Here is an 11,971-nt window from a genome sequence, read left to right as displayed (position 1 = left end):
ATTACCCGTCCCTGCGCGCCATAAAGGCGAGGCGTTCAAACAGGTGGATATCCTGTTCATTCTTCAACAAGGCCCCATGCAAAGGTGGAATGGATTTTTTGTTGTCCGTGCTGCGCAAGGCTTCCGGCGGAATATCTTCCACCATCAACAACTTGATCCAATCCAGCAGTTCAGAGGTCGATGGTTTTTTCTTCAGCCCCGGCACATCGCGCAGATCATAAAACGCGTTCAATGCTTCGCTAACCAGTCGTTTCTGCAGGCCCGGATAATGCACCTCTACAATCTCCGCCATGGTTTCCTTATCGGGAAAGCGGATATAGTGGAAGAAACAGCGGCGCAGGAACGCATCCGGCAATTCTTTTTCATTGTTGGATGTAATCACAATGATCGGGCGGTTCTTCGCCTTGATGGTTTCCTTGGTCTCGTACACATGAAACTGCATGCGATCCAGTTCCAGCAACAGATCGTTGGGGAATTCGATATCGGCTTTGTCGATTTCATCGATCAACAAAACGGGGCGCTCCTCACTTTCAAAAGCTTCCCACAGCTTGCCGCGCACGATGTAATTGGCAATGTCATGAACCCGTTCATCGCCCAACTGTGAATCACGCAGGCGAGACACCGCATCATATTCGTACAAGCCCTGCTGGGCCTTGGTGGTGGATTTGACGTGCCATTCAATCATGGGCGCGTTTAGGGCCTTGGAAATTTCGTGGGCCAGAACGGTTTTCCCGGTGCCCGGTTCCCCTTTGACCAGCAGCGGACGTTCCAGATTGATCGCCGCATTCACCGCCACGCGCAAGTCATCGGTTGCAACGTAATTTTCAGTACCTGTAAAGCTCATTAATACTAACCCAATTGATTGAACGATTAGCGCTTAGGGTAAGTCGCAAATCGTTCTCAATCAAGTTATTCCGCAGCTTGCGGGGCGGTTCTGGATGATTTCCAGTCTACTTCATTGCCTTCCTCAGGGTTCATCGGGATAAAGCGGGACAAAACCAGGGAAACAAAGGCCAGACCCGCGCCTGTTAAAAAGACGGCAGAAGGTGAATAAAGCCACAGGACACCATAGGCCGCAGGCAGAACAACTGCCGCAATATGGTTGATTGTAAAGGCAACCCCTGCCGTTGGGGCCATGTCTTTTGGGTCGGCAATTTTCTGGAAATAAGTCTTCATCGCAATCGCCATAGAGAAGAACAAGTGATCCAGAATGTAAAGCCCAACCGCAATCCATGGATTATCAACAAACGCGTAAGCGGCAAAAACAACGATCAGTCCGATATATTCAAACGTCAGCGACCTGCGCTCACCCCAGATTCCAATCAATTTGCCGATCTTGGGGGCAAAGAACATATTCAACACCCCGTTTGCCAGAAACATGATGGCAATGGCAGAAGCATCGAAACCAAACTTTTCCACCATCAAAAATCCTGCAAACACCACAAAGATTTGGCGGCGCGCCCCACTCATAAAGGTCAGGGCATAATAAAGCCAATAGCGCTTACGCAGGATGATCCTTTTATGTTGTTCCACCTTTTGCGGAAAGCGTGGAAAGGCGATCCAGCAAAACAGAGCCAGGACAACACAAGCCCCACCGCCCAGCACATAGACGACTTCCATCTCCAGCTTCAGAATATCCAGCAACAGCCAGACCAAACCAAACGCAATCAAAGACGTAAAGGACCCAATGGCAATCATCCGGCCCATATTATGGGCGGCATGTTTCTTATCAAACCATTGCAGCTGCAAAGATTGATTGACCGTTTCGTAATAGTGAAAGCCGATGGACATCAACACGGTGGTCGCATATAGCCCTATAACGGAAGGGAAATAGCCTGTGATGGCTGTGCCGATGCCTAGCAACAGCAGTGATATAATCGCCAACGTCTGTTCGCGCATCAACAACAAAACAAAAACAACCGCAAACGCCATAAAGCCCGGAATTTCACGCAAGGACTGCAAAATACCAATTTCAATACCACTGAAACCTGCACGTTCAATGGTAAAGTTATTCAGCAGCGCCTGCCAGACACCAAAGGCCAAAGGCATGGCCGCCGCCATAACAAACAACAGGATTTCTGGTCTTTTCCAGCTTGATGTGGGGGACATCTTCTCACTCTTTTCTTTTATGGTTGATTGATTTCTACACTTTATAGAAGTTTAAAAATGTCGTATACACACATGTATGACAAATTTTATCGCAAAAAAGACACCCCCTACTCGCTTTACCCCCTTCATTGGAGAGGACGGTGTGGAAATTAAACGGCTGGAAGATATCCCGCGTGACCTGACGTTACGCGAAGGGGTCAGCCATGCCGGTACCGAGGTTCTGGCCCATCACCACGAATGGGGGCAGCTTCTTTATGCCTCAAGCGGGGTCATGCAGGTGATGGCACAAGGATCCATCTGGGTCATCCCGCCACAGCGTGCCGTCTGGATCCCACCGCTTGTTACCCATGCCATCAAAGTAATCCAGACCGTGACCTTGCGTAATGTCTATGTCGCCCCACAGGCCATGCGTGATCTGCCCACGGAATGCCAGGTCATGTTTGTCACCCCTTTGCTGCGCGAATTAATCGCCGAGGCTGTCAACTATCCGCCCCTTTATGATGTGGATGGTCCTCAGGGTCGATTGGCACGTGTTCTGCTGGATTGCCTGAATGCCGCACCGTCCAGTTCCCTGCATCTGCCCGTACCGGAAAGCGGGCCCATCCAGATCATCGCCGAACATTTAAAAGAACATCCCGCCGATGAATCTACATTAGATGAATGGGCAGATAAACTGGGCACCACAACCCGCACCCTGGCACGTAATTTCAGAAAACAAACGGACATGACGTTTGGGCAGTGGCGTCAGCAGGCCCGATTGCTCGAAGCGCTCAGCCGTCTGGCTGATAACCAGCCGATTTCTCACATCGCGCAGGACCTTGGCTATTCCTCTCAAAGTGCCTTTAGTGCTATGTTCAGAAAAGCGTTGGGGGTGACCCCGGGACAGTTTTTCAAGGACCGATAAGTATGGGCGACCATCCCTTTAACGATACAGCCTTTGACCAGCCGCTTTATGAGGGGCCAACATCTTCTTATATCCTTTGCACCACGCCACGTGTCGGCGGCACGTTGCTGGCCGCCCTTTTGCAAAACACCGGGCAGATGGGCGTCCCGCATGAATACTTTCATGTTAAGGACGTAACCGAAACCTTGCGCCAACGCTGGAATCTTCCTGCCCCTTTAACGACACGGGTCTATCTGGATTATCTTTTCAAACACCGCACAACACCAAACGGTATTTTCGGCTGCAAGGCACATTTTCAGCAAATCACAGGCCTTCTGGATAAACCCTCCATCATTGATTTTATCAAGAACAACAAACTGTTTGTCTATGTCACCCGCAAGGATTTGATGGGACAGGCGGTTTCATACGCCAAGGCCCATCAGACCCGCAACTGGTCATCGCTTCAAAAGGCAGAAAGCAAAGCCAAATATGACCGGGATCTGATTGAAAAATGTATGGATGATATTCTGGCGCAAAATGCCCGGTGGCAGAAATTCTTCGCCCTTTATGATATCGAACCGTTGCGTGTGGTCTACGAAGACCTGATCATCAACACCAACGAAATCTGTCAGGAAATTTGCCAACGCATGAACCAACAGCCGCTAGAGGAATTCCACCTGGAAGTCAGCCCGCTGAAACAACAGCGCGACGAAATTAACGCAGAATGGAAAAGCCGTTATCGTCGGGATTTAAGAAGCTTTTAGCCACGTGAACTCAGGTTCACACCGGAAAGGTATTCGTGGCCCAACACAGCGACAATAAACAGGGTAAAACCAAGGGCCGCCACCATCACACCTTTATGCGGCAAAACTTTTGCAGGCGGTGTAAATTCCCCATCGCGCTTGTTCAACAATAAAATAGTAACAAGCGCCCAACCCAATAATCCACCAAACAGGGTCACTGCACGCAAGTCGCCATTCATCAGCAGATGGGCAGTTGCCCAAAGGGAAAAACCAACCAGTTGCGGATGGCGGACCAGACGGCGAAAATTACTCGGCAGGATAGAGGCAGCGATCAGGACAAAACCGATCAACACAGCGATCAGGCCGGGGAAAGCAACGTAGCTATAGATATCATAAAGCAGCGTGACACTTTCGATGGATCGCCACCCCATAACCATCAGACCGACGGAGCCGAGAATGGTCAGGGCGAAGAGGCCTTTATAAGGCATTTCCCCAAGTTTTCCGGCGAGAGCCGCGCGCAAATTCGGCGCAGCAACGGGGATCAAATGGGCAACCACCCAAACAACAAGACCAATGATCAACAGTTCCATGGGTGGTTCCTTCTAAATGTTAGCCAGCAATAGCTGCTTCAATAGCCGCCAGAGCTTCTTCTGCTTTTGATCCATCCGGACCACCGGCCTGCGCCATATCAGGACGACCACCGCCGCCTTTGCCGCCGACAGCAGCAGAACCAACGCGCACCAGATCAACCGCGCTTTTGCTATCTTTCAAGTCCTCGGTCACGCCAACAACCAGAGATGCCTTGCCGTCATTCACCGCGATGGCTGCACAGATGCCGGACCCGATCTGGTTCTTCATTTCATCAACCATGGACTTCAGCTCTTTCCCCGGAATACCATCCAGAACCTTGCCCAAATATTTGATGCCTGCGACTTCTTTCACGTCACTTGCAGCCCCTGCCCCACCACCAGTGGCCAGTTTTTTGCGCAAATCAGCGATTTCGCGTTCCATGGTTTTACGCTCATCCAGCAAGGCCTGAACACGTGTCGCCACATTCGCTGGCGTTGCACGCAACAGATCAGCTGTTTCATTCAAACGGGCTTCCTGTTCGGCAAGATAATCAACGGCTGCTGCACCTGTCAGTGCCTCAATCCGGCGAACACCAGCGGCAACTGCACCTTCATTCACGATTTTCAGCAAACCAATATCGCCTGTGCGTTTCACATGCGTGCCGCCACAAAGTTCGACAGAAAAGCTTTTGCCGTCTTCATCCCCCATGGCGACCACACGGACTTCATCGCCATATTTTTCACCAAACAGGGCCATTGCGCCTTGTTCCACCGCTTCATCCGGTGTCATCAGACGGGTGGTCACTTCGGTGTTGGTGCGGATTTGGTCGTTCACCTTGGCTTCGATGGCCGCAATTTCATCTGCGCTCAAACCTTTGTTATGCGCGATATCGAAACGGAAACGTTCTTGTGCAACCAAAGAGCCTTTTTGCGTCACATGATCACCCAGTTCATCCTGCAGTGCTTTATGCAGCAGGTGTGTGGCGGAGTGGTTGGAACGAATAGCACTACGACGGCTGTGATCAACCTCTGCCAATACATCATCGCCCACAGCAATCACGCCGCCTTTGACCTTACCAATATGAAGGTACAAAGAGTGAATGCGTTTTTGTGTGTCGCTCACGTCAACTTCGGCAATATCGCCAACTTTCAGCACACCACGGTCGCCTTCCTGACCGCCGCTTTCGCCGTAAAATGGTGACTGGTTCAGAAGCAGCGTTACGTCACTGCCCGGCTCTGCCTTTTCGACAGATTTACCATCAACAACGATGGCTACAATCTGACCTTCGGCTGTTTCAGTATCGTACCCTAAGAAATCCGTACCGCCGACTTTTTCTTTCAGATCGAACCAAATGGCTTCATCAGCAGCCCCGCCAGAACCGGACCAGTTTTTACGCGCTTCTTCACGTTGTTTTTCCATGGAAGCTGCAAAGCCGTCCATATCCACATTAATACCCTTGGCTTTCAGCGCATCTTGGGTCAGATCGACCGGGAAGCCGTATGTGTCGTATAGTTTAAACGCCACATCGCCTGCCAGCTCATCACCTTCATTCAGATCAGCTGTTTCTGCATCCAGCAGATTAAGACCGCGATCCAGCAGCTTTTTGAAACGAGCTTCTTCCAGTTCCAGTGTTTCTGTGATCAGAGCTTCTGCGCGGATCAGTTCAGGGAACTGCTGGCCCATCAGACCGGACAGGGTTGGAACCAATTTATGCAGCAACGGATCTTTCGCCCCAATGATGTGGGCATGACGCATGGCACGGCGCATGATACGACGCAGCACATAACCACGGCCTTCGTTCGATGGCAAAACACCGTCCGCCAGCAGGAAGGCAGAAGAGCGCAAGTGGTCCGCAATCACACGGTGGGACGTGTTGAAATCCCCATCCGGGTCAGTGGACGATTTATCCGCAGACGCTTCAATCAGCTTGCGCAGAAGGTCCACGTTATAGTTATCGTGGGTGCCCTGCAGGACAGCCGCAATCCGTTCCAGACCCATGCCTGTATCGATGGATGGATTTGGCAGGTTCAGACGTTCTTCAGCCGTTTGTTCATACTGCATGAAGACCAGGTTCCAGATCTCGATAAAACGGTCGCCATCTTCTTCAGGGGAGCCGGGAGGGCCACCCCAGATGTGATCACCATGATCATAGAAAATTTCGGTACAGGGACCACATGGCCCCGTATCACCCATGGCCCAGAAGTTATCAGACGTCGGGATGCGAATGATTTTTTCATCCGGCAGGCCCGCAATTTTCTTCCAAAGATCAAACGCTTCATCATCTTCATGATAGACAGTGACCAACAACTTGTCTTTAGGCAGACCATATTCTTTGGTGATCAGGTTCCAGGCAAGTTCAATCGCGTTATCCTTGAAATAATCGCCGAAAGAGAAATTCCCCAACATTTCAAAGAAGGTGTGATGACGTGCGGTGAAACCAACATTTTCCAGATCGTTGTGCTTACCACCGGCGCGCACACATTTTTGCGATGTGGTCGCACGGTTATAGTCACGGGTTTCCAGTCCAGTGAAGACGTTTTTAAACTGCACCATCCCGGCGTTGGTAAACATCAGGGTGGGGTCGTTGCGTGGGACCAGTGGCGAGGAGTCTACAATCTCGTGGCCATTTTTTCCGAAATATTCCAGGAAGGTTTTACGGATATCATTCGCACTTTGCATGGGTCTTCACTTTAAATCGTTATCATGAATTCAAGAAGGTTGGTTTTAACGTGCATGGCTTGCCATGTCTAGCTTTTCAAACGCCAGGCATGTCAAGTAAACCATAAACAAACAACGCCCTTTCCCGAACCAGTCAGAAAAGGGCGTTGTTTTATTGGTGAACAATTGCATCTCTGTTCAAAACAAAACAGAAAAGCAACTGTAATTCCAAAGGATTATTCTTCTGCGTCCGCAGATTCACCTTTGGTCATCGCATCTGAAATCAGACCTGCATTTTGGCGGATCAGGCTTTCGATTTCCTGTGTGACACTTTCGTTCTCACGCAGGAACTGCTTGGCATTTTCACGCCCTTGGCCCACACGGGTCGAATTATAGGAGAACCAGGAACCGGATTTCTCAACAATCCCGGCCTTCACACCCAGGTCAAGAATTTCACCCATCTTGGAAATGCCTTCACCGTACATGATGTCGAATTCGATGGTTTTGAACGGCGGTGCCATCTTGTTCTTAACCACCTTCACCCGGGTCTGGTTTCCGACCACTTCGTCACGGTCCTTGATCTGGCCAATACGGCGGATCTCCATACGGATGGAAGAATAGAATTTCAGTGCGTTACCACCTGTTGTGGTTTCCGGGTTACCAAACATCACCCCGATCTTCATACGGATCTGGTTGATGAAGATCACCAGCGTGTTGGAACGTGACACGGTAGACGTCAGTTTCCGCAGTGCCTGGCTCATCAAACGGGCCTGCAGACCAACGTGATGATCCCCCATCTCGCCTTCAAGTTCCGCACGCGGGACAAGGGCTGCCACACTATCGACAATCAGCACATCAATCGCACCGGAACGCACCAGCGTATCGGTAATTTCAAGGGCCTGTTCCCCGGCATCCGGCTGGGAAATCAGAAGATCATCAACATTACAACCAAGCTTCTGGGCATAAACCGGATCCAGGGCATGTTCCGCATCCACAAAGGCACAGGTGCCGCCATTCTTCTGGGCTTCGGCAACAATGTGCAACGCGAGTGTCGTTTTACCAGAACTTTCCGGACCATAAACTTCAACGATACGGCCACGCGGCACACCGCCGATCCCAAGGCCGATATCCAACCCCAAAGAGCCTGTTGAAATAACATCCGTTTCAACCGCATTTTCACGCTGGCCCAACTTCATAATGGAGCCTTTACCGAACGAACGTTCGATCTGCGCGACTGCTGCTTCTAATGCTTTATTTTTATCCATGGTATCCTTATCCACGAGCTTAAGTGCCGACTGAGACATATCAATGCTCCCTTATTCCACATCTGACCGGGCTGTTGCAATTGATTTAAATGTACACCAAATGTTCTCATTCGCAAGAACATTTGTGAACACATTGTTTTTAAACAGATTTTAAAACAATGTTCTCATAAAGTTCCATGCGAATCGGAACATACCTGAGTCAGAAAGTCTGAAATTACCGGTATTATGTAGCAAACACACCTAAACAGGATTGAACCAGATCGTTAAAATAGCCTCACTCAATAAGCAGTGGGGTTTTTTAATGGCTACATCACATGTTTTATCTGGTTTGATCACGAAATATGCCGAGTTGGCAGGCGAACTGGATGAATTGCGCAAGCAGGTTCGTGATCTGAAAGGCAGTTTGGCGCATATCGGCTCCACCATTAAGATTTTCGATCCTAATTACCCCATAAGCCAAATAAAGCCGAAGAAGAAGCTCAAGGTGATTCCCGGCCTTAAAAATGGTGACACCAACAAAATGACACTGGAAATCCTCAGAGATTCCAGAAAGCCGCTTACCGTATCAGATATCACAGCCATGCTCAGTGAAAAGCTTATTGTCCCACTGGATGAAAATGACAGAGAGAACCTTAAGAAACGCGTGGAAGGCACTATTGACCGTTTACAATCTCAAGGCACAGTCAAACGCATTGCTTCCATAGGCCCAAAGAGCATGGCTTTATGGGAGTTGGACCGCGTAGGTTAATGAGGTATAATCCAGCATGTTTAAAGATCGTCTACAGCGCCTAGAAATCATGGTTGGGTTGACCTTAGCCCTAACAATAATCTTGTTAGGCATTTCTGGCTGATCAATGCGGATACAACAGAACTTCGCCCGGCTGGTTGTTGCCTTGCCAGTATCCAGCCCAATTACGTGACATGGGGCGGTTCAAAGATTTAAACAACAGATCACCAAACAAAGAGCCGTTGTCTTGGCGACGACGGTTTTCTTTATAGGCCATCTCATTTGCATAGGAATGAAGGTATTTCCCGGCAATGTGATGATGTTGGCCAATCTCTGCACGACGCAGACGAGAGAACCAACCTTCGGCCCCATTGGTACAAGATTCACCATCACTATAAACGCGTGAGTGATTGATACGGAACATTTGGTATTGAGCGTGTAGCGCATCATATGCGCCATTCTCGTCTGCATGAATGATAGCTGATTGATCGATGTGTTTGCGAATGGCCGCCCCCACAGCTTCGGTTGTCTCAGACTTGATAACAACGGGAACCGCGCGGCCTTCGCGCTCTCTTATAACAAAGACACAGCGGCGCTTGCCGTTCTGGTGACGACGTAAACGACGATCCACACGGTTCTCTTTCCAGTTACGAGGTTTCAGATAACCACCAAAGTAAGCACCATCCACTTCAACTTCACCAGATAGGATTGCATCCTGGAATTCATCACCTGTGACTTCACGCAGTTTATGCGCCAGTACGAAAGCAGATTTATATTGAATGCCAAGATCACGAGACAGTTGCAGGGCTGAAACGCCTTTACAGGAATTCACAAAGATCGCAATTGCCAGCAAATAATCCCGCAAAGCCAGTTTACGGCCAGAGAAGATTGTCCCACTGGTGACAGAGAATTGCTTGTTGCAATGTTTGCATTTGAAGATACGACGGCTTTTGAATGTCCAGCACTCAACAGAGCCACAATGAGGGCATACCGGATCACCATCATTCATGGACCAACGAACCTGTTTGAACAAGTCATACGCATCTTCTTCCGTCATTCGCGCCACTTTGGCGACGGATAACGTCCTTGCTTTTGAGGATAGAAGAAAATGCTGGTTCATCGTTTTGCCTGATAAATCATCGAATATGATGAATTATCACCAATTAACAGCCTCTTGTCAAATGAAATATCATCATATATGATGAATAATCATATTTTTAAAGGAAAGTCCGATGGGCCAAGATTGGAAAAAGTACGCGAAAAGCTTGCTGAAAAGCGAGATAGCGCGCAAAGACCTGAACTTCATAGAAGTCTCTGAACGCTTGCAGGAATTGGGAATTGAGGAAAGCCCTCAGAACATAAGCAACAAAATAGCGCGAGGCAGTTTCAGCGCGACTTTTATGCTTCAAGTGTTACACGCAATAGGAAGCACCGACATCCACCTTGATCAGGTGAGTAACCCTCAATGAAAGAAATCATTTACCTTGCCAGCCCTTACACCTCAACTGACCCTCAGGTCATGGAAGAAAGATACGAGGCTGTAACAGAAATGGCTGCTCGCCTAATCAAAAAGGGCAAAATTATCTTTAGCCCCATTACAATGACACACCCACTGGATAAACTATTGGCTGACGGGGATACTTTAGGCTCAGATTATTGGTTAGATTTCGACGAAGCTTTTATGGAAGCATGTAGTGAACTCTACGTTTATAAACTGGCTGGTTGGGAAGAAAGCAATGGTGTTGTTAGAGAGATAAGCTTTTTTGAGGAAAAAGGCCTAAAAATCACCTACATCGAATAAGTCTATACCATAGAAACAACCATAAACAACGTGAGCAAAGCCAAACCCGGCACATAAGGAATGTATTCATCATCATGAGTCAATGAGTCTCTATTAGCTTTCGCAACCCTGTATAAAACCAATGCTCCAATATTTATTGCAGCCAGACCAATAATATTTTGGTCATTGGTATTTAAAAATAGGATAGCTTCTGCAATGAAAAATACCGTCCAAATGAAAGTAATAGCCGACCCTTTATTGACACCAGCCTTATGTTTTAATCCATTTATATATACATGTTGCAGAATCTTAAATTTAGTCCAAGTCGGATGTTTTTCTCCATCAAGGATAAATTTTTCGTCATGTTCAATAACTGAGAGAATATCCCAAAACCAATACAGCAGGTAAATTGCGGATAGGAGAAACACCCAAAGATATTGGTTTTTTGATGTCACCAACAAAATCAGATAAAGAAAAACTAAAAAAATATCGATTAAGAATCTTCCAAATTTCTCTAATGGTGCTTTCTCAAGAGCTTGAAAATATCCATCCCAACTGCCGATTGTCGCGACAAGGCCAGTCAGCAAAATAAACAAGTGTTCCCATTCTTCAGGAGATGGGAAGGTTGTTCCCTTTACCCAATGCATATTGATCAGAGTTGAGGCGAACCCTACACTGACAGCAACAGCAAATAATCTTTTGATAAAATCTTTTCGAATCTCTGAAACGTTCTTGGTTTCATCATCTGCCTTACTACAATCAACTTTAGTTTCATTCATTAGTTTTTACTCGCACCATTCCGTATAAATCGCTTCCACAATTATCAATCTAAGGAAATTGATTTAATTCATAAAACAATCTTAAGATACATCTTTTTAATTGATTTATAAAACAGGTAAAAGTACGTTTCAGAAACAGTTAATGAAAAGTTAATAAAAACTTGACTCGATTTTTAATTACACCTTGATTTCAAACGAATCCATTTGCTATATTCATTTGCGAGTGGATTAAAATCTTTTTCCACTTTAACTGAGTGGGGTTTTCTGCGGTTGTTTGAACACAGATAATTGCAGGAATCCTGGTTTAGTTTGAAAAATCTTTAAGCATAGGGTAGCTCAAGCTACACAATAAAAAGGCATTTGGAGTGTTTAGGTTCTGTTGACAAAGTGCTTTACCCAAACCCGAATTGATGTGACCTGAACGAAGCCGAGAAAGCTTAACATCGTTTTGTCATAT

At 47.6% G+C, this 11,971-nt stretch carries 12 protein-coding genes; 5 read left to right on the top strand and 7 right to left on the bottom strand.

What is annotated here, in order from left to right:
• Position 1: 1 nt before the first annotated feature.
• Together RYZ26_RS17290 and RYZ26_RS17285 are read right to left on the bottom strand one after the other, a co-directional pair.
• The gene (locus RYZ26_RS17290; RefSeq protein WP_317684503.1) at positions 2 to 844 is read right to left on the bottom strand and encodes an AAA family ATPase; all 843 of its coding nucleotides are present in this window, start codon (positions 842 to 844) and stop codon (positions 2 to 4) included.
• Positions 845 to 909: 65 nt separating this feature from the next.
• Positions 910 to 2,109, bottom strand: coding sequence for an MFS transporter (locus RYZ26_RS17285; RefSeq protein WP_317684502.1), 1,200 nt, complete (start codon positions 2,107 to 2,109; stop codon positions 910 to 912).
• 142 nt (positions 2,110 to 2,251) lie between these two features.
• Between RYZ26_RS17285 and RYZ26_RS17280 the strand changes: the two genes are divergently transcribed.
• Positions 2,252 to 3,013, top strand: coding sequence for an AraC family transcriptional regulator (locus RYZ26_RS17280; protein WP_317684501.1), 762 nt, complete (start codon positions 2,252 to 2,254; stop codon positions 3,011 to 3,013).
• A 2-nt stretch (positions 3,014 to 3,015) separates the two neighbouring features.
• Positions 3,016 to 3,756 (top strand): Stf0 family sulfotransferase, encoded by a 741-nt coding sequence (locus RYZ26_RS17275; protein WP_317684500.1) that lies wholly within the window; start codon positions 3,016 to 3,018, stop codon positions 3,754 to 3,756.
• On the opposite strand, the gene RYZ26_RS17270 is transcribed toward RYZ26_RS17275, so the two are convergent.
• The 3 genes from RYZ26_RS17270 to recA all read right to left on the bottom strand — a co-directional run bounded on the left by RYZ26_RS17270 (position 3,753) and on the right by recA (position 8,267).
• Positions 3,753 to 4,325: an NnrU family protein gene (locus RYZ26_RS17270; protein WP_317684499.1), complete on the bottom strand. Its 573-nt coding sequence runs from the start codon at positions 4,323 to 4,325 to the stop codon at positions 3,753 to 3,755. The genes RYZ26_RS17275 and RYZ26_RS17270 overlap by 4 nt on opposite strands.
• A 19-nt stretch (positions 4,326 to 4,344) precedes the next feature.
• Positions 4,345 to 6,984 carry an alanine--tRNA ligase gene (gene alaS / locus RYZ26_RS17265; RefSeq protein WP_317684498.1) on the bottom strand — a complete coding sequence of 880 codons (2,640 nt, stop codon included), beginning with the start codon at positions 6,982 to 6,984 and terminating at the stop codon, positions 4,345 to 4,347.
• Positions 6,985 to 7,199: 215 nt separating this feature from the next.
• The gene (recA, locus tag RYZ26_RS17260) at positions 7,200 to 8,267 is read right to left on the bottom strand and encodes a recombinase RecA (protein WP_317684497.1); all 1,068 of its coding nucleotides are present in this window, start codon (positions 8,265 to 8,267) and stop codon (positions 7,200 to 7,202) included.
• A 262-nt stretch (positions 8,268 to 8,529) separates the two neighbouring features.
• Here recA and RYZ26_RS17255 point away from each other — a divergent pair, with 262 nt between their 5' ends.
• Positions 8,530 to 8,976: a hypothetical protein gene (locus tag RYZ26_RS17255; protein WP_317684496.1), complete on the top strand. Its 447-nt coding sequence runs from the start codon at positions 8,530 to 8,532 to the stop codon at positions 8,974 to 8,976.
• Positions 8,977 to 9,079: 103 nt separating this feature from the next.
• On the opposite strand, the gene RYZ26_RS17250 is transcribed toward RYZ26_RS17255, so the two are convergent.
• Positions 9,080 to 10,075: an IS1595 family transposase gene (locus RYZ26_RS17250; protein ID WP_317684495.1), complete on the bottom strand. Its 996-nt coding sequence runs from the start codon at positions 10,073 to 10,075 to the stop codon at positions 9,080 to 9,082.
• 112 nt (positions 10,076 to 10,187) lie between these two features.
• On the opposite strand from RYZ26_RS17250, the gene RYZ26_RS17245 reads away from it, so the two are divergent.
• A complete protein-coding gene (locus tag RYZ26_RS17245) occupies positions 10,188 to 10,424 on the top strand; it encodes a DUF6471 domain-containing protein (protein ID WP_317684494.1) in 237 nt (78 codons plus the stop codon).
• Positions 10,421 to 10,756, top strand: coding sequence for a DUF1937 family protein (locus RYZ26_RS17240; RefSeq protein ID WP_317684493.1), 336 nt, complete (start codon positions 10,421 to 10,423; stop codon positions 10,754 to 10,756). Before RYZ26_RS17245 ends, RYZ26_RS17240 begins: the two co-directional genes overlap by 4 nt.
• A 2-nt stretch (positions 10,757 to 10,758) precedes the next feature.
• Here the strand turns inward: RYZ26_RS17240 and RYZ26_RS17235 are convergent, their stop codons facing one another.
• Complete coding sequence (locus tag RYZ26_RS17235; RefSeq protein WP_317684492.1) at positions 10,759 to 11,514, bottom strand: hypothetical protein; 756 nt, start codon at positions 11,512 to 11,514, stop codon at positions 10,759 to 10,761.
• Positions 11,515 to 11,971: the final 457 nt, after the last annotated feature.

This window comes from Terasakiella sediminum, assembly GCF_033100395.1.
In the GTDB taxonomy this organism is placed as follows: domain Bacteria; phylum Pseudomonadota; class Alphaproteobacteria; order Rhodospirillales; family Terasakiellaceae; genus Terasakiella.
Note: the sequence above shows the minus strand (reverse complement) of the source record. Positions and strands in the feature narration are given on the sequence as shown.